Source organism: Moraxella pluranimalium (genome assembly GCF_002014825.1).
Classification (GTDB): Bacteria; Pseudomonadota; Gammaproteobacteria; order Pseudomonadales; family Moraxellaceae; genus Moraxella; species Moraxella pluranimalium.
In genome coordinates this window covers 175,981-202,750 of record NZ_MUYU01000012.1, presented here as the reverse complement: position 1 = coordinate 202,750, position 26,770 = coordinate 175,981, and the positions used below count along the sequence as shown (strand labels likewise).

At 46.0% G+C, this 26,770-nt stretch carries 23 protein-coding genes and 1 rRNA gene; 22 read left to right on the top strand and 2 right to left on the bottom strand.

Annotated features, from left to right (window positions below):
* The first annotated feature begins 92 nt into the window (after window positions 1-92).
* The 20 genes from rrf to B0680_RS05735 all read left to right on the top strand — a co-directional run bounded on the left by rrf (window position 93) and on the right by B0680_RS05735 (window position 23,813).
* Window positions 93-206: ribosomal RNA gene (gene rrf, locus B0680_RS05830) — 5S ribosomal RNA — on the top strand.
* A 118-nt stretch (window positions 207-324) separates the two neighbouring features.
* Window positions 325-1,137, top strand: a complete 813-nt coding sequence (locus B0680_RS05825; protein WP_078254151.1) for an ABC transporter permease — start codon at window positions 325-327, stop codon at window positions 1,135-1,137.
* Between the two features lie 5 nt (window positions 1,138-1,142).
* Entirely contained in the window at window positions 1,143-1,814 is a 672-nt protein-coding gene (locus tag B0680_RS05820; RefSeq protein ID WP_078254150.1) for an ABC transporter ATP-binding protein, read from the top strand.
* A complete protein-coding gene (locus B0680_RS05815; RefSeq protein ID WP_078254149.1) occupies window positions 1,792-2,895 on the top strand; it encodes a capsule biosynthesis protein in 1,104 nt (367 codons plus the stop codon). Before B0680_RS05820 ends, B0680_RS05815 begins: the two co-directional genes overlap by 23 nt.
* 8 nt (window positions 2,896-2,903) lie before the next feature.
* Window positions 2,904-4,622 carry a polysaccharide biosynthesis/export family protein gene (locus tag B0680_RS05810; protein ID WP_078254148.1) on the top strand — a complete coding sequence of 573 codons (1,719 nt, stop codon included), beginning with the start codon at window positions 2,904-2,906 and terminating at the stop codon, window positions 4,620-4,622.
* A gap of 31 nt (window positions 4,623-4,653) precedes the next feature.
* Window positions 4,654-6,954: a capsular polysaccharide biosynthesis protein gene (locus B0680_RS05805; protein ID WP_078254165.1), complete on the top strand. Its 2,301-nt coding sequence runs from the start codon at window positions 4,654-4,656 to the stop codon at window positions 6,952-6,954.
* 99 nt (window positions 6,955-7,053) lie between these two features.
* Window positions 7,054-8,298: a capsule biosynthesis protein gene (locus tag B0680_RS05800; RefSeq protein ID WP_078254147.1), complete on the top strand. Its 1,245-nt coding sequence runs from the start codon at window positions 7,054-7,056 to the stop codon at window positions 8,296-8,298.
* A gap of 170 nt (window positions 8,299-8,468) precedes the next feature.
* Window positions 8,469-10,283, top strand: a complete 1,815-nt coding sequence (gene lepA, locus B0680_RS05795) for a translation elongation factor 4 (protein ID WP_078254146.1) — start codon at window positions 8,469-8,471, stop codon at window positions 10,281-10,283.
* A 128-nt stretch (window positions 10,284-10,411) separates the two neighbouring features.
* Window positions 10,412-11,506, top strand: a complete 1,095-nt coding sequence (lepB, locus tag B0680_RS05790; protein WP_078254145.1) for a signal peptidase I — start codon at window positions 10,412-10,414, stop codon at window positions 11,504-11,506.
* A 12-nt stretch (window positions 11,507-11,518) separates the two neighbouring features.
* Window positions 11,519-12,292 (top strand): ribonuclease III, encoded by a 774-nt coding sequence (rnc, locus tag B0680_RS05785; RefSeq protein ID WP_078254144.1) that lies wholly within the window; start codon window positions 11,519-11,521, stop codon window positions 12,290-12,292.
* Between the two features lie 42 nt (window positions 12,293-12,334).
* Entirely contained in the window at window positions 12,335-13,327 is a 993-nt protein-coding gene (gene era, locus B0680_RS05780) for a GTPase Era (RefSeq protein WP_078254143.1), read from the top strand.
* 27 nt (window positions 13,328-13,354) lie between these two features.
* Entirely contained in the window at window positions 13,355-14,179 is an 825-nt protein-coding gene (gene recO, locus B0680_RS05775; RefSeq protein ID WP_078254142.1) for a DNA repair protein RecO, read from the top strand.
* 16 nt (window positions 14,180-14,195) lie between these two features.
* Window positions 14,196-14,927 carry a pyridoxine 5'-phosphate synthase gene (locus B0680_RS05770; protein WP_078254141.1) on the top strand — a complete coding sequence of 244 codons (732 nt, stop codon included), beginning with the start codon at window positions 14,196-14,198 and terminating at the stop codon, window positions 14,925-14,927.
* Between the two features lie 344 nt (window positions 14,928-15,271).
* Window positions 15,272-16,597, top strand: coding sequence for an OmpA family protein (locus tag B0680_RS05765; RefSeq protein WP_078254140.1), 1,326 nt, complete (start codon window positions 15,272-15,274; stop codon window positions 16,595-16,597).
* Window positions 16,598-16,786: 189 nt separating this feature from the next.
* Window positions 16,787-18,631, top strand: coding sequence for a translational GTPase TypA (gene typA / locus B0680_RS05760; RefSeq protein WP_078254139.1), 1,845 nt, complete (start codon window positions 16,787-16,789; stop codon window positions 18,629-18,631).
* Window positions 18,632-18,823: 192 nt separating this feature from the next.
* Entirely contained in the window at window positions 18,824-19,261 is a 438-nt protein-coding gene (mscL, locus tag B0680_RS05755; RefSeq protein WP_078254138.1) for a large conductance mechanosensitive channel protein MscL, read from the top strand.
* A gap of 186 nt (window positions 19,262-19,447) precedes the next feature.
* The gene (gene fadB / locus B0680_RS05750) at window positions 19,448-21,601 is read left to right on the top strand and encodes a fatty acid oxidation complex subunit alpha FadB (RefSeq protein WP_078254137.1); all 2,154 of its coding nucleotides are present in this window, start codon (window positions 19,448-19,450) and stop codon (window positions 21,599-21,601) included.
* Between the two features lie 21 nt (window positions 21,602-21,622).
* Window positions 21,623-22,795 carry an acetyl-CoA C-acyltransferase FadA gene (fadA, locus tag B0680_RS05745; RefSeq protein WP_078254136.1) on the top strand — a complete coding sequence of 391 codons (1,173 nt, stop codon included), beginning with the start codon at window positions 21,623-21,625 and terminating at the stop codon, window positions 22,793-22,795.
* 72 nt (window positions 22,796-22,867) lie between these two features.
* Window positions 22,868-23,329: a hypothetical protein gene (locus tag B0680_RS05740; protein WP_143821364.1), complete on the top strand. Its 462-nt coding sequence runs from the start codon at window positions 22,868-22,870 to the stop codon at window positions 23,327-23,329.
* A gap of 106 nt (window positions 23,330-23,435) precedes the next feature.
* Window positions 23,436-23,813 carry a hypothetical protein gene (locus B0680_RS05735; protein WP_078254134.1) on the top strand — a complete coding sequence of 126 codons (378 nt, stop codon included), beginning with the start codon at window positions 23,436-23,438 and terminating at the stop codon, window positions 23,811-23,813.
* A gap of 118 nt (window positions 23,814-23,931) precedes the next feature.
* On the opposite strand, the gene B0680_RS05730 is transcribed toward B0680_RS05735, so the two are convergent.
* Together B0680_RS05730 and B0680_RS05725 are read right to left on the bottom strand one after the other, a co-directional pair.
* Window positions 23,932-24,249: a hypothetical protein gene (locus B0680_RS05730; RefSeq protein ID WP_078254133.1), complete on the bottom strand. Its 318-nt coding sequence runs from the start codon at window positions 24,247-24,249 to the stop codon at window positions 23,932-23,934.
* Between the two features lie 194 nt (window positions 24,250-24,443).
* Window positions 24,444-25,643 (bottom strand): patatin-like phospholipase family protein, encoded by a 1,200-nt coding sequence (locus B0680_RS05725; protein ID WP_228143756.1) that lies wholly within the window; start codon window positions 25,641-25,643, stop codon window positions 24,444-24,446.
* A 70-nt stretch (window positions 25,644-25,713) separates the two neighbouring features.
* Between B0680_RS05725 and B0680_RS10975 the strand changes: the two genes are divergently transcribed.
* Window positions 25,714-25,845 (top strand): hypothetical protein, encoded by a 132-nt coding sequence (locus B0680_RS10975; protein WP_265734175.1) that lies wholly within the window; start codon window positions 25,714-25,716, stop codon window positions 25,843-25,845.
* Between the two features lie 143 nt (window positions 25,846-25,988).
* Window positions 25,989-26,720: a phosphoadenylyl-sulfate reductase gene (locus B0680_RS05720; protein WP_078254132.1), complete on the top strand. Its 732-nt coding sequence runs from the start codon at window positions 25,989-25,991 to the stop codon at window positions 26,718-26,720.
* The last annotated feature ends 50 nt before the right edge of the window (window positions 26,721-26,770 follow it).

Below are 26,770 nucleotides of genomic sequence, written 5' to 3'. Positions count from 1 at the left end.
TTGAAATCACAATGCAATAGACAAAATGTAAAAAGCAAAAGTGATACTAAAATAAAACAACAGACTCATAACAGCGTTGTTAATCCTTTTACGCTGACGACAATAGCAAGATGGAACCACCTGATCCCTTCCCGAACTCAGAAGTGAAACGTCTTAGCGCCGATGGTAGTGTGGTTCGCCCATGTGAGAGTAGGTCATCGTCAGCACCTTATTTGAAGCCCCCTTGCAGAGATGTGAGGGGGTTTTTGTTGGGGTTTTGTTGGGGGAGGTTGGGATTGTGTGCTGTCTGTGATACAATAAACCAAATTTTTCTGACTGAAATTTATGTCCATTCAATTACCGCCGTACAGACCCGTTAAGCGACGCAGTGGCATCAAAGTAATGCTAGCTGCATTTCATGCTTTATTAATGCGAGAGCTACAAACTCGTTTTGGTAGCTATCGTTTGGGCTATTTGTGGGCACCGCTTGAGGTTTTGGCGCAAGTGTTGTTCATGCTGATTCTTTTTGGTGCGGTCATGAAACGTGTTTTGCCGGGCATGGAATATCCATTATTCTTGGTGTCTGGCATGATTCCTTTTTTTATGATGCAAAGGATCGCAACCCGTGCACTTGGTGCGGTTGAAGCAAATAAGGGATTGCTGATGTATCGAGCGGTTAAACATATAGATGTTATTATCGCCCGATCTTTTCTTGAGCTAGTCATTTACTTTTTCACCTTTATTTTATTATTGGTTGGGCTAACCTTTTTTGGAATAGGGTTTGATCTTGCGAATTTGCACATTGTGCTACTTTGTTGGGCGGGTATGTTCTTGTTCGGCTTAGGTTTGGCGCTGATATTAATGATTGTTGGTCATTATGGCGGCGAGATTAGTAAAATTATTAGTATTTTATTCACCATGCTGTATTTTGCCTCTGGTGTGATTTATTCGGTACATATGATTCCCGAACCATTTCTTGGCTATTTGATGTACAATCCGCTAATTCACAATCTTGAGATGATTCGTCATGCTTTAGCGCCAAGTTATCCAATTTATCATGTCAGTATGGGTTATTTCTTGGCATGTATGGTGACGGTTATGTTTGTGGGTTTGGTGCTTTATAAGGCGTGTGAGCGTGATTTGATTCGCAGTAAGTGATTGTTATGATTCATGTAAAAAATATCACCAAGTCTTTTATGACACCACATGGGCGACATTATTTATTCAAGGACTTGGATTTTGTCATCGAAGATAAGCAAAGCGTGGGCTTGCTTGGTCGCAACGGTGCGGGTAAATCAACACTGCTACGCATTATCTGCGGTCTTGATGAGCCGGATAATGGCGAAGTAATTACCAATTCAACCATCTCATGGCCAGTAGGTGTTGCTGGTGGCTTTCAAGGCAGTTTGACGGGGCGTCAAAACGTTCGCTTTGTCTGCCGTCTGTATTCTAGTGGCGATTATATTGAAGAAAAAATCCGTTTTGTTGAAGAGTTTGCTGATATTGGTAAATACTTTGATATGCCGGTAAAAAGCTACTCATCAGGGATGCGTGCCCGATTGACTTTTGGTTTGTCTTTGGCATTTGATTTTGATTATTATATGCTTGATGAAGTGAGTGCGGTCGGTGATGCGGCATTTCGCAAGCGTAGTGAGCAGGTTCTACAAGCTCGCCGTGAACAGGCGGGGTTTTTGGTGGTGTCGCACAACTTGGGCGATATCGAACGTAATTGTGATTTGGGAATTGTGCTGATGGATCAAAAAGCACACGTTTTCCATAATGTAAAAGAAGCAATCGAGGTTTATAACGAACATGTCCATCAAGCGAAGAAATAAACTTATCAATCTGCTGTTGTTCGTTGTGCTGGTGCTCCTGCCTTGGATTGCCATTATTGCTTATATGCAATTGTATGCCGCACCGCGATATGTGAGTGAGTCAAACGTCGTCATCAAGCAAATTAGCGATCAAGGCGGTTCGTCAACAGGCATTTCGGCATTGCTTGGCGTCAATACGACCAATCGTGATGATGCGGTGTATTTGACTGAGTATATCATGTCTAATGATATGATTGCTAAGCTTGATGAGCGTTTTGATTTTCGCAAAAATTTCCGCCTTGATGGTCGAGATTTTGTGAATGAAATTGCAGAAGATGCCACCCAAGAAGAGCTGAATAAATATTTTAAAAAACGAGTTTCGATTAGCTTGGATGAGACCAGCTCGATTCTAACCTTGTCAACCCAGGGCTTTACGCCTGAATTTGCCTTGCAGCTTAACCAAGCTATCTTGAGCGAGTCTGAAAAATTCGTCAATGATATCTCAAAACAAGTGGCAGCTGAGCAATTGGCATTTGTTACCACGCAAGTGAGTGATGCCGAAAACCGTCTGAACCTTGCCAAACAAAAATTGCTTGATTACCAAAATAACAATGAAATCATCGACCCAAAAGCCAATGTTGAGATGGTTAATTCGGTGATTGCCACCTTGCAAGGTCAGCTAAGTAGTCTGCGTACCGAAGAGCGTCAGCTTTTAAGTTATCTAAACCCTGAAGCGCCACAAGTGGTGAGTTTGCGTAGTCAGATTACATCGATTGAAAAGCAGATTAAAGAAGAGCAGGCTAAGCTGACGTCGCCAAAAGATGCCAAGCTCAACGCCAAAACGGCAGAATTTGAAGCCATCAAAGCCGATGTGGATTTTGCCAATGAGTTGTATAAATTGGCACTAACTTCGCTTGAAAATTCACGTATCGAAGCCATCCGCAAGATGAAAAATCTGATTGTGATTTCATCACCGCACAAGGCAGAAGAAGCCAAATATCCACGCACAGCCTATGTGATTGGTACATCTTTGGCATTGTTATTAATTTTGTATGGATTTGTCGTTTTGATTTTGGCAATTATCCGTGACCATGGTAAATAGGAAAGTATATGTTTAAAAAGACACTTTTGGCATCGTTGGTGGTGACTTTATCAGCAGGTCAAGTATTTGCCAATACCACAATATCAAACAATACAGGTCGCTTGGCAGGTACGATTACCGCTGGGCAAGTGCCATCAGAAGCAACCGCAGCTGAAGCGGTGGCGGCGGCAAGCTTAGGCAATAGCAGTAATACCATTATTAATAATTCACGAGCATATCAAGAAATTGCTGATGCTGCCAATGCCAAACCCAAAATCTTTGGCGAACAGCTGTTTCGTGGGGCTTTTTCGACGACATCAGGCTCGACATTCAATGATGGCTATGTCATCAATACAGGCGATAATGTACAAGTGCGTATGTGGGGCGCTTATCAGTACGCCGCGACAATGACTGTTGATCCACAAGGTAATATTTTCTTGCCAAATGTGGGGCCTGTGCGTATTGCAGGTATCCAAAATGGACAATTACAATCAGTTGTCCAAAATGCCATCAGCCGTATTTATCGCTCAAATGTTGGCGTGTATGCGTCACTTGAGCAAGCACAGCCTGTGAAGGTATTTGTGACAGGTTTTGTCAATCAACCGGGCTATTATGGTGGCTTGGCAGCGGATTCGGTGCTAAGCTACCTTGATCGTGCTGGTGGTGTCGATCCTGAGCGTGGTAGCTATATTGACATTCAAATTCGCCGTAATGGTCAAGTGGTTCAGCAGGTGAATCTGTATGACTTTTTGATCGCAGGTCGCTTACAGCCATTTGCGTTTCGTGATGGTGATGTGATTACTGTAGGTGCACAAAAGAAAACCTTTAGCGTCACTGGTCGTGTGCAAAACGAATACGCCTTTGAATATAATGTGCCAAATCTAAGCGTCGCGGATGTCTTATCCATCGCCAATCCATTGGCGGATGCGACCAATATCAGCATCACTCGTGCTGCAGGGCGTGCGCAGACTGCCGAATATTATTCATTGTCTGAAGCATCAAGCGTGCCTGTCAATAATGGTGATACATTGGTCGTGACGTCCGATCGCTATGCAGGAACAATCGCCGTGCAAGTAACGGGTGCGCATAAGGGCAATGGTGCTGTGATTTTACCACATGGTGCACGCCTAAAAGATGTCATTGCACAGCTTGAACCATCTAGCCTTGCCAATGTCCAAAATTTATCGATTTATCGTAAATCTGTCGCAGAGCAGCAAAAGCAGTCAATCAATGATGCGCTAGATCGTCTAGAAGAAATGACCCTAGCAACGCAGTCGGTCACTCGTGAAGAAGCACAGCTGCGTGCCGAAGATGCTAAGTTGGTTGAACAGTTTATTGCTAAGGCTCGTAGTGTCAAGCCGACAGGTCGTATTGTGGTTGTGCCAAATTCATGGCAGGATATCATCTTGCAACAAGGTGATATCATCCATATCCCAGAGCAGACTTCGGTCATCACAGTCAATGGTCAAGTGCGTGCACAAGGGGCGCTGACTTATGATCCGACTCTGACAGTGGCTGATTATATTGCCAAATCTGGCGGTATGGATAATAATGCCGACCCTGATAACATCCTAGTTATGCACCAAAATGGCGAAACCATCGTGGTGAATACCGCTTATCGTGTTCAGCAGGGTGATGAGATTATGGTCTTGCCAAAGGTGAAGACTCGCCGTGTTGAGATTGCTCGTGGCATTTCGCAGATCTTTTATCAGATTGCTGTGGCGGCTGGTGTGATTGCGGCGTTGTAATTGAGTTGGCCGCAATCTAAGCTGTAATATGATGACTAAGCAGGCACAAATCGGTGAATTTATCACCACAGGGCATGGTATTGTCAATAATAATCAATTGTTGGCGGTGGCTTTGGGTGTGCCTGTACGCTCATTGAATAAGCAATCATTTAAGCGTTGGTTGGGCAGCAAAGATACATTTGGGGCAAATACTGCGGTGTTGGCATGGGGGCAAAAAGCATCCGCCAATAAAGCTCGCCGGTATGCCAAACAAGCCAATCTACCGCTATGGACAGCCGAAGACGGTTTTTTACGCTCGCTAGATAGTGGGGTGAATAGCCGTTTTGGGGCAAGCTTTGTGCTTGATGATTTGGGGATTTATTTTGATGTCACCACACCATCACGGCTAGAGCATCTGATTGCACATCGCAGGATGGCTTGGATGGATCATGATGCATCTCGTGCCAAGTCATTAATTGATCAAATTATTCACCATCAATTATCCAAATATAATCCTAGCACACCCTGCACACATACATTGCCCGAGCATATCACGCTTGTCATTGATCAGGTGGCAGGCGATGCGTCCATTCAGGGTGCAGGCGCTGATCGTTTTGCCTTTTATCGGATGCTGTCATCAGCCATCCAAATACATTCGTGTGTTTATATCAAAGCACATCCTGCTGCCAAAGTGGGTTTTTTGGTGGATGAGCAAGGACATCTCAATCAAGATGCAATCAATTATCTATTAACCGAAGGTATTAGCCAAGAGCTACTTGCCAATATTCATATCATTAAAGATGCCATCAATCCCATTGCGCTTTTGAGTCATGCGACAGCTGTCTATACCGTCAGCTCACATCTGGGCTTTGAAGCACTGATGATGGGCAAGTCGGTGCATAGCTTTGGGGTCAGTTGGTATAGTGGCTATGGATTGACGCATGATGATGGCGTGCTTGCTGATGGGCAGATGGCGACGCTGTATCAGGCGGTGCAAGCACGCAGGTCGGCATTGGTTGCGGTGGATGTCAGCCTTGAGCAGTTGTTTTTTGCCAGTTATATTGATTATAGTCATTATGCCGACCCTGCTACGGGCAAGGCGTGCCAGATTGAGACGGTGATTGAGTATCTGATTCGCAATCGGGATTGGCAGGCTCGCTTGGCGGGCGATATGCTTGCCTATGATTTTAGCCGATGGAAAGTGGGCTTTGTCAAAGGCTATGCAGGATTTCCTGAAGTGAAGTTGGCGTTTAAGGCGAAGACCAAAATGCGCCTATTGTTCAGCGATAAGCTCAATGCTTGCCGTGCTAAGCGAGATGATAAGCTTGCTTTGACGCCTTTGGCAAATAAACCACATCAGCGGTATTTGGTCTGGGGCTTGGCAGCTAAGCGTAGCCTTGCCAAAAAAATCCATACTTATCAACAGCAAAGCAATCCCACCATCATCTGTATGGAAGATGGCTTTATCCGCTCTAATGGGCTTGGGGCAACCTTGCTTGAGCCATTGTCGGTGGTGATGGATGAGGTGGGCGTGTATTATGATGCGACCGCGCCATCACGACTTGAACAGATTTTGCAAAGCATCACGCTCAATGATGCACAGCGACAGCGTGCCAAAAAACTACATCAAACCTTGCTTGAGCGTCAAGTCAGCAAATATAATGTGGGTGGCATTAATGATACGCTAAGCAATCAACTTGCGCAATACCGTACCCAAAAGCCATCTGCCAAAGTGCGCCTGGTCGTTGGGCAGGTCGAAGATGATGCCTCGGTGCAAAACTGCACAAGCGTGATCAAAACCAATGCTGATCTGCTTAAGCGAGTACGAGCCGATTATCCTGATGACATCATCATTTATAAGCCACATCCTGATATCGAGGCGGGCTTAAGACTTGGCAAGATCGATGAAACCACGCTCAAGCTTGCTGATATCATTGCACGAGATACCGCCATGCCACAGTGCTTGGCTGTATGCGATGTGGTGCATACCATCAGCTCGCAGACAGGCTTTGAGGCGCTACTGCGAGGCGTGGCGGTGGTGTGCTATGGGATGCCGTTTTATGCTGGATTTGGCTTGACGACTGATGTTGTTGAGACGGATAACCTGCCCAAGCAAGCGGCCATCGCACGGCGTACACGCCACACGCCACTTGGCATAGAGGTGCTTATTCATGGTGCGCTCATTGATTATCCTGTGTACCGCTTGCCACATGGTTATGGGCTAGCCAGCGTCGAACAGGTGATTGACTATCTGTATAGCCAAACGCATCAAACCGCCAAACCGTCCTTCAAACAACAGCTGATCCAAGCTGCCAAAACCAATTTTATGCGCCTGCGTAAGTTTACGATTTGATAAAAGAAAAAAGTGCAACTTGTGCTAAAATAGCACTTTGATTTGTATGATAATTAATCAAAGACAGCCATTTTGCCATCTTGATCAAGTTGAATACCTATGTCTGCATCCATGAAACGACTGCTTGACCATCGTCGCATTTTGCTCTTGCAGGGCAAGATGGGGACGTTTTTTTGTCGTTTTGCCACATTTTTGATGGATGGCGGGCGTACGGTACATAAGATTAATTTCAATGCCGGCGATGCGTTTTTTTATTGTCATAAAGACAAGATGAGCAATTATCATGGCAGACTTGATGAATTTGATGGCTTTATTGGCCAAATCATCCGTGAGCATGACATCGATGCAGTGGTCTGTTTTAATGACTGCCGACCCTATCACACGATTGCCAAAACGGTCTGCGCCGAGCGTGGCGTGTCGTTTTTTGTGTTCGAAGAAGGTTATCTGCGCCCTGACTATATCACGCTAGAAGAGCATGGAATCAATGGCTATTCACGGCTCAATCCTGCAATGATTGAGAATTTTGATGAAGCCAATGATGCGCCAAAATACACCGCCAACCGCTTTTGGCGGCTGTGTGTGGCGAGTATTGTTTATTATGCCATCGTTTTTCTGGGTCAATGGCGGTATCCGCATTATGAGCATTATCGGGGACTATCCATTTGGCAAGAGATGATGGCGTGGCTGATTGCCCCCATTCGTAAAGCGGTGCGTTATTATCCGGATAAAGCCCTACAAAAACGCCTAATGCGCAAGGCAAGCGGTCAGTTTTATTTGGTCAGCTTACAAGTGCACAATGATTCGCAAATCACCCACCATAGCGATTATGCGGATGTCACCGATTTTATTCGTGAAGTGATGGTGTCATTTGCCAACTTTGCCCCACAAGGCACGCAGATTTTGTTCAAGCATCATCCGCTTGACCGTGGGCATCGAGATTATAAAGGCTTGATTGCTAAGTGGGCGGATGAACTCGGGATTGCAGGACGGGCACATTATGGCTGTGATATGCACTTGCCAAGTCTGATTCGTCATAGCATTGGCATGATTACGGTCAATAGCACGACAGGGCTGCAGTCAATTTATCACAAAAAACCCACCAAAATCATGGGTCGTGCGCTCTATGATATCAAAGGGCTGACCGACCAGCAAAGCTTGGATGAGTTTTGGGTCAATCCAGTTGCCCCTGATTATGAATTTTATCTGAAGTTTCGTGAATATCTGATTGAGCAAACCCAGCTCAATGGCTCATTTTATGGCACTTCGCCGTGGGCACTGCCTTATATTCATGCCCAAGAAGTGGGCGTACCGCCAAAAAAATCCAAGTATCAATCACTTGGCTGACCATCGCACTGTCATTTTGTGTTGATTGCCAATTATCGCCTGTCATGGGCGATTTTTTATGCAAAATTATTTTAACAAGCGATGATAAAAGATGGCGAAAACAAGGCAATTGGGGTACAATATTTGGTTTAACTTGAATTGTATTTATTCCAACGCACCACGAGTGTTCTATGACTGCCAAAAAGCCGACTGATATTACTAAAATTCGTAACTTTTCTATCATTGCCCACATTGACCACGGCAAATCCACGCTTGCTGACCGCTTTATCCAAGTGTGCGGCGGCTTATCCGACCGTGAAATGCAGGCGCAAGTGCTAGACTCAATGGATATTGAGCGTGAGCGTGGTATCACCATCAAGGCGCAGTCGGTGACTTTGTATTATGATCACCCAAATGGTGAGCGTTATCAGCTTAACTTCATTGATACCCCGGGTCATGTGGACTTTAGCTACGAAGTGTCTCGCTCTTTGGCGGCGTGTGAAGGGGCGCTGTTGGTGGTTGATGCTGCCCAAGGTGTAGAAGCGCAGTCAGTTGCCAACTGCTATACGGCGGTGGAGCAGGGTCTAGAAGTCTTGCCTGTGTTGAATAAAATCGATTTGCCACAAGTTGAACCTGAACGTGTCATCGAAGAAATCGAAGACATCATCGGTATTGAAGCATCTGACGCGCCACGAGTCTCTGCCAAATCAGGTCTTGGCGTCGATGAGTTATTACAAGTCTTGGTTGAGCGTATTCCTGCACCTGTGGGCGACCGTGAAGCACCACTACAAGCGTTGATTATTGATTCTTGGTTTGATAATTATCTTGGCGTGGTGTCGTTGGTGCGTGTGCGTCAAGGCTCGGTGGCAAAGGGCGATAAGATTTTTATCAAATCAACGGGCGAGAGCCATCTGGTGACATCCATCGGTGTCTTTACCCCAAAATCGCTTGAAACCGATGTGCTACACGCCGGTGAAGTCGGCTTTGTGATTGCGGGTATCAAGGACATTCAAGGTGCGCCAGTGGGTGATACCATCACGCATGCCAAGACCCCTGATGTTGATAACATCCCAGGCTTTCAAAAGGTGACCCCGCAGGTGTATGCAGGGATGTTCCCTGTGGATTCAAGCGATTTTGAAAAATTCCGCGAAGCCCTACAAAAGCTACAAATCAACGATGCGGCGCTGTTTTTTGAGCCAGATACATCAGAAGCATTAGGCTTTGGTTTTCGCTGCGGCTTTCTTGGGATGCTACACATGGAGATTATCCAAGAGCGCCTTGAGCGAGAATATGACCTAGATTTGATTACCACTGCGCCATCGGTGATTTATGAAGTCGTCAAGAAAAACGGCGACATCGTCTATGTCGATAACCCATCAAAACTGCCTGATGTCGGCGTGATTGCAGAGTTCCGTGAGCCGATTGCCCGCTGTCACATCCTAGTACCCCAAGAGTATCTGGGTAATGTCATCACTTTGGCCATCGAGCGTCGTGGTGTGCAGGTGGATATGAAATTCATGGCTCGCCAAGTGCAGGTGGTGTTTGATATCCCAATGGGCGAAGTGGTGATGGATTTCTTTGATAAATTAAAATCTGCAAGCCGTGGCTTTGCGTCATTGGATTATAATTTTGAACGCTATGAAACCGATAAACTGGTGCGTGTCGATGTCTTGATTAATGGCGAAAAAGTCGATGCGCTGGCGATGATTTGCCACCAAGAGCACGCACGCCGTCGTGGTGGTCAGCTTGTTGAGAAGATGAAAGAGCTGATTCCACGCCAAATGTTCGATGTCGCCATCCAAGCTGCCATCGGTAGCCAAATCATCGCTCGTAGCACAGTCAAAGCAATGCGTAAAGATGTCCTTGCCAAATGTTATGGCGGTGATGTCAGCCGTAAGAAAAAACTACTTGAAAAACAAAAAGCCGGTAAAAAACGCATGAAGCAAGTGGGTAGTGTCGAAATCCCACAAGAAGCGTTCTTAGCGGTGCTTAAAGTCGATAGCTAAGACTTGGCGAGTGGCTTGATTGAATATTTTGTACATATTTTATACCGATTGACTTATAAATGATACAAGCAGTTGTTATACTATGCCAACGGCAATCACGCCGTATATCACAACTGTAGGAGAGTTTGGTGGATTTTGATATTAATTTGATTCTTGTGCCAGTGACTTTGGTGTTTTTGCTGATTTGGCTTGTGGATAAATTTGCCCTAAAACAGCATCGTGCCATCAAGACGCATACACAGCAGACCAAGCAAGCACAAGATGCATTGTCAGCCAGTCGGTCGGCGCTTGAGCAAGCGTTGGCAGCTGCCAGTATCAGTACGCCAATCAGTCATTTTCGTCCTGATGAAGCGACACCTGACACGGTGCGTAAGGCTTATCAAGCCCATCAACAAAACCTAGCCACAGTCGCAAGCTTGCAGGGTAACCCACCAAGCCAAAATGTCCTAGTACGCTGGGCGTATGAATTTTTGCCGGTGCTTGCGGTGATTGTCATTGTCCGCTCGTTTCTTATTGAGCCGTTTAATATTCCATCATCATCGATGGTGCCAACGCTTTATACGGGTGATTTTATTGTGGTCAATAAGACCGCCTATGGACTGCGTTTACCGATTACCCATACCAAAATCCTAGACACGGGCGCGCCTGAGCGTGGCGATGTGGCGGTGTTTCGCTATCCTGTGAATGAGAAAATTTATTTTATCAAGCGTGTGATTGGTCTGCCGGGCGATACAGTCAGCTTTGATAATGATGTCATCAGTATCAATGGTAAGCCTGTAACGACCAGTGCGACCGAGTATCAAATGCCACAGCGTCTAACCGACCAGATGCTACCGCAGGCAATTAATGGCACACCGCTAAGCAGTGCAGAGCGAGCGACTTTGGGTCGTGAAGAAGAAAAATACGCTCGCTACCAAAGCGAAACCTTGGGTGAGCATACTTATAAAGCCCGCTATGTGGGCGATGTTCATGCTGCACAAGCTGCACCATTTTTGCTAGAAAATTCATCAGAAACTGCGACATCTTCAGGCACCAAATGGTCAATCACCGTTCCAGAAGGTCAATATTTTGTGATGGGTGATAACCGTGACCGTAGCGAAGATGGTCGTTTTTGGGGTTTTGTCCCAGAAGCCAATCTGTCAGGCAAGGCAACTTATATATGGATGCATAAAGAGCCAGGGCTGAATCTGCCAAGCTTTGGTCGTAATGGCAGTATTGATTAAAGCAGGTATCACTTGAGCGATTCATCCACCAAGACCAAAAAAACAGCCAAGCCGCACGCCCTGCAAGCACAGCCGCATTTTAGCGATTTTGAGCAGGGCTTAGCCGTGCTTTGCCAAAAGCTTGGCTATCAGTTTTGTGATTCATCATTGCCACGCCGTGCCTTGACGCACCGTTCTTATGACCCAAAAAACAGCTATGAGCGATTGGAGTTTTTGGGAGATGCATTGCTTGGTGTGGTGATTGCTCGTGGGTTATTTTTGCGTTATCCACATCATGATGAAGGCAAGCTGACCCGAATGCGAGCGACTTTGGTACGCCAAGAAACGCTGGTGCAAATTGCCGAAAAGCTTGAGCTGTCACGCCATCTAATCCTTGGTGTGGGTGAGCGTAAAGGCGGCGGTCGCCATCGTGCATCGATTTTGGCGGATGCAGTTGAAGCCTTGATTGCGGCGGTTTATCTTGATAGTGGCGATAGTCAATTGGTCAATGAATTGGTACTGTCTTGGTATGGCGATTTGCTGGATGAAGTCGGCCAAGAGCAAGTGCTCAAAGATGCCAAATCCCGCTTGCAAGAGCTATTGCAAGGCAATCGCTTGGCACTACCCACTTATGAGCTGATTGAGACACATGGCAACGCCCCCAATCAGACCTTTGTTGTGCGTTGTTCTGTGGCGGTCGCAGGTGCAATCGCCATTACCGAAACGGGCGCATCACGACGCATCGCCGAACAAAAATGCGCTGAATTGATGATTAATCAGCTACACAAACTCTCTATCACTATCTAATTATCCAATTGTCCAACAAGGACGCAAACCAAAAGGTAAACCATGACTGACAACACAAACCTGACCAACGAAGACACCATTGCGGCGTTTTTTGACAGCCAATCAACCCCGACCAATGACGCTTTTAAGGCTGGTTTTGTGGCGATTGTTGGTCGTCCAAATGTCGGCAAATCGACCTTGATGAACCATTTATTGGGTCAAAAACTCTCTATCACTTCTCGTAAACCACAAACCACACGCCACCGTATTCATGGCATCTTGACCAATGATGAGATGCAGATTGTCTTTGTCGATACCCCGGGTATTCATAGTAAAGAAGTGCGTGCGATTAATGAGCGCATGAATAAGGCGGCGATTTCTGCCTTATCGGATGTGGATTTGGTGCTGTTTGTGGTGGATGGTTTGCAGTGGCGTGAAGATGATTTATTGACGCTCGAAAAATTATCAGCGACCAATCTGCCTGTGGTGCTGGTGATTAATAAAGCCGACACCATTAAAGATAAATCACAGCTGTTGCCACACATCGAAAGCTTTAATGAAAGCTTTGACTTTGCGGACATTGTGCCAGTCTCGGCACTGCGTCGCCACAACCTTGAGCGTTTGGTACGGGTGATTGGTGACTACTTGCCTGTTCGCCCTGCGATCTTTGATGCGGAGCAAATCACTGACCGCTCGGAGCGTTTTTTGGCATCGGAGATTATCCGTGAAAAAATCATGCGTACATCAGGCGATGAAGTGCCTTATGATTTGACCGTGCAGATTGATACCTTTAAAGATGAGCCTGCGCACCAAGACCCTGAGACAGGCAAATGGCGTCGTGCGGTGACTTTTATTGATGCGACCATTTTTGTGGAGCGGGCAGGTCAAAAATCCATCATCATCGGTGATAAAGGTGCTCGTATCAAGCAAGTCGGCATCGATGCTCGTAAAGATATGGAAGTGCTATTTGACCGCAAAATCATGCTGACCTTGTGGGTGAAAGTCAAGCGTGGTTGGTCAGATGATGAGCGTGCATTAAATAGCTTAGGTTATTGATTTGACTTAAGCTTTTGGAAGATTATCATGCGTGCCACAGCGCTCAATGGCTATCTTTTGCACAGTCGAGCTTATCAAGAAAAACGGGCGATTTATCAGTTTTTCAGCTATGAGCATGGCGTGGTGCATGGCGTGGGCGCTCGGGGAATGCCACTGTTTGCGCCGATTTGGTTGATGGCAAATGGCGTCAATGCCCTAAAAAGCTTTAGCCAAATCAGTCTGGGCTTTCATCCAGATTTTCAGGCTATGTGTGATGGCGTTGATACTGATGATACTATCACTTCAGTTGATGCGGTGAATTATCATCAAATCAAAGGGCGGGTGCAATATGCACTACTATATATGAATGAAGTGCTGTATAAACTGCTCGCCGCCGAAAATCCTTGTCATACATTGTGGCAAGTCTATCACACCAAAACGACCAAACTGCACGCACTCGACCGCCTAAAGCTTGGCGATAGCGATGAAATGCAGGCGATGCGTCTGTATCTACGGCAGTTTGAGCAGGCGTTGTTTGATGAGCTTGGCGTGGCGATGGATTATCAGATTGATGGACATGGCGAGCCGATTGATACTGATACTGTGTATCGCTTTGTGCCTTTGACAGGCTTTGTCCCTGATGTGGCAGGCGTGGCAGATCGCTATGGTCAGACGGTAAAATTAAGCCGACTGCGCTATCGTGGTGATGAGCTACTGATGATGGGGCGAGCGCAGGGCGATGCCGATGCACAGCTTGAGTGGATGCCACAATTAAGCCAATTACAAAAAGAGCTGATGGATGCACTACTGGACTATAAGCCACTCAACAGTCGCACCCTGTGGCAACAAAGCATCCGTTATATGAACCAATAACATAAGGAAAAAGCCCATGAATACGCCCTTATTAGGTGTCAATATCGATCATATCGCGACGCTTCGCAATGCTCGTGGCGTTGGTTATCCATGTCCAATCGAAGGGGCGCTAATTTGTGAGCAGGCGGGCGCTGAAGGTATCACCTTGCATCTGCGTGAAGACCGTCGCCATATCCGTGATGCTGATGTCTATGAGATGGCAAAGCGTCTGACCACTCGTATGAACCTTGAGATGGCGGTCACTGATGAGATGCTGTCGATTGCCCTAGATGTGCGTCCTGCTTGGGTGTGCCTCGTACCCGAAAAACGCCAAGAGCTGACGACCGAAGGCGGCTTAGATATCGCCAATCTGCCAAATTTGGGTGAGTTTATTGGTCAGCTACAGACCGCTGGTATCCAAGTGTCGCTATTTATCGACCCTGATATCCATCAGATTGATACTGCCATTGCGCTTGGCGCCGATGCCATCGAGCTACATACAGGCACTTATGCGCACGCCACACTGGATGACGATACCGCCAAAGTCGCCGATGAGCTTGGTCGTATCAAGGCAGCAGTCGCTCATGCCAAGTCAAAATCGGACATTTTGGTCAATGCAGGACATGGTTTGACACGCCAAAATGTCGCTGCCATCGCACAGATTGATGGTATTCATGAGCTCAATATCGGTCATGCACTGATCAGTGATGCCGTTTTTATGGGGCTTGAACAAGCAGTCAAGGCGATGAAGCAAGCGTTTTTAGCCTAATTTTTGACATATTTTGATAAATTATTTCTAGGAATAATCATAACAAAATATTTCATAAGCTGATTATTGTGATTAAAAAATAACCAATTTTTTACCCGAAACGTAAAAATTGGTAAATTTTGTGTAATATTGTGTAGTTTTTACCAAAAAAAGGTTGTAAATTCGGACTTTTGCGGTTAAGCTTAGCCTATCTGTTTTGGTCTAGACGATGCCAAGGTGGTGTCAATTGTCAAGTTTGTCAATGTTCAGACATTGGCAAGGGCGTCTCTTTGTGCTAAAATAGACCGTAGTAATGTTATGTTACACTTTTTTTGAAAAACCCAACCATTCCTTTGGAGGAATTTATGAAACTTAACAAGATCGCTCTAGCCGTTCTTGCTGCCGCTGTGGCTCCAGTTGCTGCACAAGCTGGCATCACTGTAACCCCACTAGTTGGTTATCACTACTCAGAATCTTTCTCTGACGACGAACAACGCGAAGTGTTGAAAGTTAATAAGCAACTAAACAATGCTGCTAAAAACCTTGCAGAGACTGCAGATCCACTAAATGGTGGTGTTGCTGTTGAAAGCGGCCTATATGCAGGTGCAGCAATTGGTGTTGAGCTAACTCCATCAACTCAATTCCAAGTAGAATACGGCGTAGCAAATGCAAATGCTGAAGCTTCTCACTGGTCTGCAAATGCTAATGAAGCAAACCGTTTCGACGCTGAACAACAAATGATCACTGGTAACTTCCTAGTTGGTCTAGAGCAGTTCACTGGTTACAATGCTGACAACAAATTCAAGCCATATGCATTGATCGGTGCTGGTCAATCTAAGATCTCTATCGAAAACAAAGCAGCTTACACTCCAGGTGCGGCAGCAGAAGAAGGTGTTACCGATCCAAATAATGTGATCAACCCAGGCACTGAAGTTGCAGAATCAAAAGACACTATCGGTAACCTAGGTCTAGGTGCTCGTTACCTAGTCAATGACGCACTAGCGCTACGTGGTGAAGCACGTGCAATCCACAACTTCGACAACAACTGGTGGGAAGGTCTAGCACTAGCTGGTCTAGAAGTAACTCTAGGTGGCCGTCTAGCACCTGCAGTACCTGCAGTTGTAGCTCCAGTAGTTGAGCCAACTCCAGCTCCAGTTGCTCCAGTAATCGTTGAAGAAAAAGCAGTTGACACTGATGGTGACGGCGTTCTAGATCACCTAGATGCTTGCCCAGGCACTCCAGCAAACGTTGTTGTTGACGCTCGTGGCTGCCCACGTAACGTTGACGTACGTGAAGACCTACGCCTAGAACTACGCGTATTCTTCGACTACGACAAGTCTGCTGTTAAACCACAGTACAAAGAAGAAATCGCTAAAGTTGCAGAAAAAATGCGTGAATTCCCGAACGCAACTGCACAAATCGAAGGTCACGCTTCTAAAGATTCAGCACGCTCAAATGCACGTTACAACCAACGTCTATCAGAAGCTCGTGCGAACGCAATCAAAGCAGTTCTATCTAACGAGTTCGGCATTGCTCCAAACCGTCTAAGCGCTGTAGGTTATGGCTTCGATCGTCCGATCGCTCCAAACACCACTGACGAAGGTAAAGCAATGAACCGTCGTGTTGAAGCAGTTATCTCTGGTAACAAGGTAACTACCGTTCAACAAACTAAAGACATGCAAGTTCAATAATCTAACGATTATTTACTAATATGTCCAAAAGAACCATGCCATTGGCGTGGTTCTTTTTATTTGTATCATTTAACTGTAATTATCAGTCGATTTATGGTATAATAAACAGTTTTCTTACACAATCATCTTTGATGATTCCATTTTCTACGGGCACTGCCCGATTTTCATTTTGATTAATATTGAGTATTTATGGCAAACGACATCAAGCACTTGCGTAATATCGCAATCATTGCTCACGTTGACCACGGTAAAACTACCCTAGTTGATAAACTTCTACAACAATCAGGCGCACTTGGCGACCGCTCAGGCGATATTGAACGAGTCATGGACTCAAACGCCCTAGAATCTGAGCGTGGCATCACCATCTTGGCAAAGAACACTGCCATCAAATGGACCGATGGTCGCACTGGTATCGAATACCGTATTAACATCGTCGATACCCCGGGCCACGCCGACTTTGGTGGTGAGGTTGAGCGCGTGATGTCGATGGTGGACTGCGTACTTTTGCTTGTCGATTCACAAGAAGGCCCAATGCCACAGACTCGCTTTGTGACCCAAAAAGCCTTTGCTCGTGGTCTAAAGCCAATTGTCATCATCAACAAAATTGATAAGCCTGCTGCCCGTGCTGATTGGGTAATTGACCAAGTATTTGATTTGTTTGATAGTCTAGAAGCGACTGATGAACAGCTAGATTTCCCAATCGTCTATGCGTCAGGCATCAATGGTATCGCAGGTCTTGAGCCAGATAATTTGGCATCAGACATGACGCCACTATTTGAGACCATCGTCGATATCGTCGAGCCGCCAAAGGTTGATGTCGATGGCCCATTCCAAATGCAAATCTCAAGCCTTGACTACAACAGCTTTGTGGGTGTTATCGGTGTTGGCCGTATTCAGCGTGGTTCAATCAAGACCAATACCCCTGTGACTGTCATCGACAAAGATGGCAACAAGCGCAATGGCCGTATCCTAAAAATCATGGGTTATCATGGTCTTGAGCGTGTGGATGTGGATTTTGCGCAAGCGGGCGATATCGTCTGTGTGACTGGTCTTGATGCACTCAATATCTCTGATACCATCTGCGACCCACAAAATGTCGAAGCATTGCCTGCGCTTAGCGTCGATGAGCCAACCGTATCGATGACTTTTCAGGTCAATGACTCACCATTTGCTGGTAAAGAAGGTAAATTTGTTACATCACGCAATATCCGTGAACGCCTAGACCGTGAGCTGATTCATAATGTGGCATTGCGTGTCGAAGATACTGATAGCCCTGAGAAATTCAAAGTCTCTGGTCGTGGTGAATTGCACTTGTCAGTCTTGATTGAGAATATGCGCCGTGAAGGCTTTGAGCTTGGCGTATCTCGTCCGCAGGTCATCATGAAAGAGATTGATGGCGTGATGTGTGAGCCGTATGAGAATGTGACTTTTGATGTCGAAGAACAGCATCAAGGCGCAGTCATGCAAGAGATGGGCAACCGCAAGGGCGATTTGACCAATATGGAAGTCGATGGCAAAGGCCGTATCCGTATCGAAGCTACCGTGCCATCTCGTGGCTTGATTGGTTTTCGTTCAGCATTTTTGACCATGACATCAGGCACAGGTATCATGACATCGAGCTTCTCGCATTATGGCCCTGCCAAAGGCGGTGCGGTTGCTGGTCGTCAAAACGGTGTGCTGATCTCAATGGTCACAGGCACTTGCTTGGCGTATGCGCTATTTAGCCTACAAGAGCGTGGTCGCCTATTTGCCAAGCCGCAGCTAGAAGTCTATGAAGGTATGATTGTTGGTATCAACTCTCGTTCTGATGATATGGTGGTGAACCCAACCAAAGCCAAGCAGCTGACCAACATCCGTGCATCAGGCTCTGATGATGCCATCATCTTGACGCCGGCACTGGAATACACGCTTGAGCAAGCGCTTGAGTTTATCGAAGATGATGAATTGGTTGAAGTCACACCAAAATCAATCCGTATTCGTAAGCGCTACTTGACCGAAAATGAGCGTAAGCGTCTTGGCCGTAAAAAAGACTAATCGATATTGGTAAGTGGATTAACAAAACTTAACACGCTTACCATCATTTGATACAGTTATTACGAAAAGTTGTGTTAAAATTGCACAACTTTTAAGCGTTATGCTGACATATTTTTACAAAAGTGCCAACAATTGCTAAAGCAGATTGCTTGTGCGCATTTTACCCCAATTAATACAAGAGAGTATGTTGCCATGAGTATGGTTCAAGAATTTAAAGAGTTTGCCCTAAAAGGTAATGTGATGGATTTGGCAGTCGGTGTCATCATCGGTGCTGCATTTGGTAAAATCACCACATCATTGGTTGAAGATGTGATTATGCCAATCATCTCATTCATCATGGGTGGCAAGATTGATTTCAAAAATATGTACATCTTGCTTGGCGAAGCACCTGCAGGTGTGGCGAATAACTATGATGCCCTAAAAGCTGCGGGCGCACCGATGCTTGCCTATGGTAACTTTGTCACCGTAGTGATTAACTTCATCATCCTAGCATTCATCATCTTTATGATGGTTAAAGGCATGAACAAGCTACGCAAGTCTGAAGAAGCGGCACCAGAAGCGCCAGCAGAGCCATCAGAAGAAGTGCTACTACTGCGTGAAATCAGCGCGAAGCTTGGCGAACGCAAATAATCCATCTTGGATACAGACGCTCAGAATTTTCTGGGCGTTTTTTTATTGCCTGTGATAAATCTTGCCAACTCAAATCATGACCACTCGGTCATCTTTGGCAAAGCAACATCGATAATCGAGTGTGTTATAGTAAGTGGCAATTACTGCCAAGCGATTGGCACGATTTTCACTCAATAAGGAGTATCCATGATTTTTCAAGGAAATAAAATTCAGGTCGATTTTATTGATCAAACAGCAGGCATCGTCGAGTTTCGCTATGATGCCAAAGATGGTCATGTGAATAAATTTGACCAAGCGACCAGTCTTGAGTATGAGCAAGCGGTCAGTGCATTAGAAGCTCGTGATGACATCAAAGGCCTAGTGGTGACATCGGGCAAAAGCGTGTTTATCGCAGGGGCGGACATCACCGAGTTTGTTGAGCATTTTAAAAAGCCACAAGATCAGATGCAAGCTTGGCTATATGATTTTAACCAAGTGTTTAACCGTTTTGAAGATTTGCCATTCCCAAAAGTCGCCGCCATCAATGGTGCGGCACTCGGCGGTGGCTGTGAGATGACATTGGTCTGTGAGTACCGTGTGATGGGTGTATCGGGTCAAATCGGTCTGCCTGAGACCAAGCTTGGTATTTTCCCGGGCTGGGGCGGTACGATCCGTGGTTCACGCTTGCTTGGCATTGATAATATCCTAGAAGCGGTGGCGACAGCGAAGTTTTATAAGCCTGAAGAAGCCTTGAAAGTGGGCTTTGTCGATGCGGTCGTGGCCGATGATGCTTTGGTAGGTTCTGCCATCGATTTGGTCAAAAAATGCATCAAAGGCGATCTTAACTGGCAAGCTCGTCGCCAAGAAAAGCTTGAGCCAATCAAGCTCAATCAGCTTGAGCAAGCGATGGCGTTCAACAGTGGTAAGGGCATGATCTTTGCCAAAGCCAATCCAAAGCAATATCCTGCCATTGCGCTTGCGGTCGAGGCAATCGAAAAGCACGCTAATTTGACCCGTGATGAAGCGGTCAAGGTCGAGGTTGCAGGCTTTGCTAAAGCTACCCAAACACCACAAGCTGCCGCTTTGGTCGGTCTGTTCTTGAATGATCAGCTGGTCAAAAAGCTTGCCAAAAAACACAGCGAGCAAGCACACGACATCCGTGAGGCCGCTGTACTAGGTGCTGGCATCATGGGCGGTGGTATCGCTTATCAAGCCGCAAGCAAGGGTTTGCCAATCATCATGAAAGACATCAAGAGCGAGCAGCTTGAGCTTGGCATGAGTGAGGCGACCAAGCTACTATCTAAGCAGGTTGAGCGTGGTAAATTCACCCCTGCCAAGATGGGCGAGACCCTATCTCGTATCCGTCCGACGCTGAACTATGGCGACTTTGGCAATACCGACATCGTCATCGAAGCGGTGGTCGAAAATCCAAAAGTCAAAGAAGCGGTGCTTGCCGAAGTCGAAAGCTTGGTCAAAGAAGATGCTATCTTGGCGTCAAACACTTCGACCATCTCAATCACTCGTCTTGCCAAAGCGCTCAAACGCCCAGAAAACTTCGTCGGTATGCACTTTTTTAACCCTGTGCATCGTATGCCACTCGTTGAAGTCATCCGTGGCGAGAAGACCAGCGAAAAAGCGGTGGCGACCACCGTTGCTTTGGCACAAAAAATGGGCAAAACCCCAGTTGTCGTCAATGACTGCCCGGGCTTTTTGGTGAACCGTGTGTTGTTCCCTTACTTTGGTGCATTTGACCTACTACTCAAAGAAGGCGTGGATTTTGTACAGATGGACAAGGCGATGGAACGCTTTGGCTGGCCGATGGGCCCTGCCTATCTCATCGATGTGGTGGGTCTAGATACGGGCGTACACGGCGCTGAAGTGATGGCAGAAGGTTTCCCTGACCGTATGAAGCCTGATTATAAAGGCGGTATCAAGCATCTGTTTGAGAACAATCGTTTGGGTCAAAAAAATGGCGTCGGCTTTTATAAATATGAAACGGACAAAAAAGGCAAACCAAAAAAACTTGCCGATACCACGACTTATGAGCTGCTAAAAGCCGTACAAACCGACAGCCGTCAAGTGGATGACCAAGAAATCATCGACCGCATGATGATTGCGTTTTGTAATGAAACGGTGCGTTGCCTAGAAGATAATATCGTGGCATCGGCAGGCGAAGCGGATATGGCGATGATTATGGGCGTCGGTTTCCCACCGTTCCGTGGCGGCCCATGCCGTTATATCGACCAAATCGGCGTGGCAAACTATGTCGAGCTGTGCAACAAATACGCACATCTTGGCAAGGCATACGAAGCGCCAGCGAAGCTTGTGGCTATGGCTGCCAACGGTGAAACCTTTTACTAAAAAAAGATAAGGAATATTATAATGACAGTATTAAGTCCAAAAGATGTGGTCATCGTCGATGGCGTGCGTACCGCCATGGGCAAAACCAAAAATGGTATGTTTCGCAATGTGCGAGCAGATGAGTTATCAGCAAGCCTAATCAGTGCATTGATTGAGCGTAATCAAATCGACCCAAGCGAGCTTGAAGATGTGATTTGGGGCTGTGTAAACCAAACACTTGAGCAAGGCTGGAACATCGGCCGCTATGCATCACTGTTGGCAGGCGTGCCAAAATCTGTCGCCGCCCAAACCGTGAACCGTCTGTGTGGCTCATCAATGCAAGCGCTACATACCGCCGCTGCACAAATCATGACCAATCAAGGAGATATGTTCATCATCGGTGGCGTCGAGCATATGGGTCATGTGGGCATGACTCACGGCATCGACCCGAACCTAAAAGCATCTAAGCACTTTGCTCGAGCTTCAAATATGATGGGCTTGACCGCTGAAATGCTCGGTCGTCTAAATGGCATCACCCGTGAAGAGCAAGACCAGTTCGGTGTCAATTCGCACAAAAAAGCATGGGCAGCCACCACCGAAGGCAGATTTGCTAACGAAATCGTCGGCGTCGAAGGCCATGATGCGGATGGCAATCTACAGCTATGCACTGTCGATGAAGTCATCCGCCCTGATGCCAATCTCGAAGCATTCCAAGCGCTCAAGCCTGTCTTTGACCCAAAAGGCGGTACAGTCACCGCAGGTACATCATCAGCACTATCAGATGGCGCATCAGCGATGCTCGTGATGAGTGCCGCCAAAGCAAAAGCACTGGGGCTAAAACCACGCGCCCGCATCCGCTCAATGGCGGTCGCAGGCTGTGATGCTGCCATCATGGGCTATGGCCCTGTGCCTGCCACCCAAAAGGCGCTCAAGCGTGCAGGCTTGTCACTGTCTGATATTCAGACCATCGAGCTCAACGAAGCATTTGCCGCTCAAGGCCTATCGGTGCTAAAAGGCCTAGATTTGCTAGACAAGCAAGACATCGTCAATCATAACGGCGGTGCGATTGCGCTAGGTCATCCGCTCGGCTGCTCGGGTGCTCGTATCACTACGACGCTACTGAATGTCATGGAACAACAAGACACCCAAATCGGTCTTGCCACCATGTGTATCGGTCTGGGTCAAGGTATCGCAACGATTATTGAGCGTGTGTGATGGACTGACCGTATTTACAACGCCAAACCCAATTGTGTACAATGCAATTGGGTTTTTTGTTGAGAGTAAATGATGAATAAATTTATCGTATCATGGATAAGCTGTGCATTATTGGGCATGGGCAGTATTGCACACGCCGAGTATCAATTCCCCAAAGAAATCTATCAAGGCTACTGGGCGATGACCGAACCGGTATTTGGTGACTATGGCGTGATTAATTTTCGTCAATCAGATAGCGGGATTATCGCTAGCAACCATCTGAGATTTGAGTGCTTGGCGGATGGTAAATATCGTCAAGTGGGGCTTGAGATGACCGTCTTTGAGCCTAAGCAGGATAAGATGGCGATGATTGATATCAAGACCAAAGCACCTTTTGCTTATCTTGAAACCATGATGATTGTCCCAAAAGAAGGCTTGATACTCAAGCAAACTTATGCAGACGAGACAATGCAAGAGCTATTCCCTGATGGCTTGTTGTTCGCCTATGTCCACACGCCAACACCGACACCGCTTTGTCTGCAATATATTTGGTGATGGGGTATGAGTAACAAACCATAAATCTGTTTCAAGGGTGCGTTGTATGCACCTATGCACTGATAGAAATGGAGCACAAGTTTGGTATGGAAAATCGAGATAATATATGACAACAGTAAGTTTTCTGATTTTAGAAAAAAGAAGTCGATTGATAGAAAAACATCGATTTAAAAAATACACTTTTTCTAAAACAGAAAAAGGCTTCTATATTTTTTATAGAGAATATTCCAATGGTGTTATAAATAAAGATATGAGCTTAAATGATAGCTACATTGAATTTATTAAAGATTTATCTAAAGAAATAGAATGCACTATTTATTTTTTAATAAAAAACATTAAACATCAAGAGGCGGTGGATAATTTTTCTATCGATAATTACTTGAGCGAATGCAACAAGAAAAACATTCAAGAATTAAATATAGATCATGATAATATTGTTGAATTTGATAAACCATACAAATTTTCCTGCAGTAATGAGTGGTAGGGTGCGTACCACGCACCACAAATCCAAATCGTTTCCAATTTCCTTGATTGTTTTATTGGTGGCAAGTTTCAAGGGTGCGTTGTACGCACCCTACGCACTTGGGGCATAGTAGAATATTTTAGGGCTCGTCATCTGGCTTACCACAATTTATGCATTTAGATTGTGTAAATATCTTAAAGCTGATATCTTGTGTACCATCTTTTCTAAAAAGAAAAAAACTATTTCCGCACCAAGGGCATATATTTTTCTTTCTAAACCAAAAATCTATGGGGATTTGTGTTAAAATAGCAATAAAAAAAAGTATAAGAGGGCTTTTAATACCCAAAAAATGGTATAAAGACCAGTTAGTTATTATAAAAAGAGGAGGATAGAAGTTAAATATCCTGCTTTTTAAATTTAATAGGCTTTCGTATTGCTTCTGCTTATCATTTTCCATGGTTACTTCCTGCCTTTTTTACGCCACCATCTTTCATGCGATTAGTACAGTAGGGTGCATACCACGCACCATAAATCCAAACCGTTTTTAATTTCCTTGATTGTTTTATTGGTGGCAAGCGTGTTACCTGCATTATTTTAATCCAACAAAAACGGTCAATATACCATTGACCGTTGTTTGAAACAAGCAAAGCGTTATTGAGTTTTGCCCACATAGCGATATTGTGCCGTTTGGATGGCGTGTTTGATGGCGTCGATTTGGGTATCGGTGGCGGTTTTGCCTGCTTGAATCAGCGCAGTGCGATTGGTGGTGTCAAAGACCGCTGATTTGGACAAATCAGGGGCAATCAGCACATCACTGGCTTGGATGTCGGCAGGGTCGGCTTTGATATTGGCACCGACATTGCCAAACAGTTGCCAAAATTCGGATGGATTTTTTGGCAGTTTGTTCGGTAGCTCTTTTGGTAGCTCGATTTGGGTGCTTTCAGGGATGGCTTTTAGGACATTACCAAAGATATCCCCGAGCGGCAGCTCAAACGGCAAGCCTTTGGCGGCGTCATTCATCTGGGCGATGTCAATCGGGATACGGATGGTCTCATTGCCCCATTTGGCATGGACGCCTGTGTCATCACGGCTGATGCTGACGGTGTTTGGGGTGGTTGGCTGATTAGCGTCTGTCTTGGTATCACTATTGGCATCGGCTGTATCGGCTTTTGCCATCAAATCCACCGCAATCACCACATTAGCGCCCATATTCTTGGCGATGCGAGCAGGTAGTAGCGCAGACTGTGAGCCGTCGATGTATTTTTTGCCACTGTTTTCGGGAATGCGTGGCGGGATGAATAGATTTGGCACGCTGGCAGATGCTTGTACAGCCAGACCTGCATCACCTTGACGGAAAGTGACGGCTTGCTTGGTCTGCATCTCGGTGGCGACCGCAGCAAAGCGAATCGGGAACTGCTCAATCGGACGGCTGCCCACTTGTGCATTGATATACTGGCGCAGGCGAGCGCCATCGACGAATCCTTGCTTGGATGGGGTGATGTCAATCAAATCCGTTTCTTTGAGCTCATCTGCCATCGTCACAAGCTTGGCAGGTGTCGCACCACTGGCATAGACACTGCCGACCATCGCACCGACACTTGTCCCCACCACCAAATCAGGGCGGATGCCGTGCGCTTCGAGCGACTCAATCACCCCAATGTGTGCAAAGCCACGAGCACCGCCACCACCGAGCACGAGCGCCACCACAGGGCGAGACTCTTGGGCGGTTGGTGTGGGCGTGGTCGCTGTGGTTGTCTCTTTGGCGGTGTTGTTGGCGCAGGCACTCAGTACGGCAGCACTCATTGCCATCATCGGTAGCATCAATCGGCGAAGCGTCATGGTCGGTGTCATGGTCATATCCCATTAGTAGCAATCATATCCACAGACTATAGCACAAAATTAAGTGTCGGGATTTATTATTATGCTGATGTTGTGTAATGAATTTGTAGCGACAAATCGCCGTTATCTCATTTGCATGACGCATCAGCGTCGCTTTTTGCCCAACATTTCTGCCAAGATTGGCGGTGTCGGCATTTCTAATGCCAAAAAGTGATTTACTTTGTACAAAATGGTATTTTCGATTTTATCGTTTCGGTGATACTTTGTGTCATAGTTTTTAAGCGCTCATTTGGCGCACATTGATGCTCGATGGATAGCATGATAAACACAAAAAGCCACCTGTCATAGGGAGCCATTATGATTACAAAACCCAAATTTTGGCAAATACCCACGCCAAGCGATGCCGATTTTGCTGCCTTAGACGACAAAATTACCACGCTCAAACAGCGACTTCAAGAGATTGACACCAAGCACACCCAAGTCAAATTTGCAAGCTCTCTTGCGGTCGAAGATATGGTGATTACCGATGCTTTGGTGAATGTTGGGGCAAAGATTGAAGTCTTTACCCTACAGACAGGACGGCTAAATGACGAAACGCTAGCTTTGATTGATGTGGTACAAACTTACTATCCAAGTTTAAATTTTAAACTCTATACGCCTGATGCATCAGCGGTCGATGACTATGTCAAAACACAAGGGGCGAATGCCTTTTATGACAGTGTCGATGCCCGCAAGCAGTGCTGTTTTATTCGTAAAGTTGAGCCATTAAACCGAGCATTGGCAGATGCAGATGCGTGGCTTACAGGACAACGCCGTGAACAATCGGTTACTCGCACGGATTTACCCTTTGCCGAACACGATGATGGTCGTGGTATTGCCAAATATAATCCAATTTATGACTGGTCAGAGATAGATGTTTGGGCATATATTTTAAAGTTTAACATTCCATTTAATGAATTATACCGTCAAGGTTATCCAAGTATTGGCTGTGAGCCATGCACCATGCCTGTCAAAGAAGGTGAAGACATTCGCTCTGGGCGTTGGTGGTGGGAGAATCGAGATAGTAAAGAGTGCGGACTTCATAAGTAGCTTAACGCAGAAAAAATGCGGAAAAACGCAAAAACCCCAGTTTAAATTTT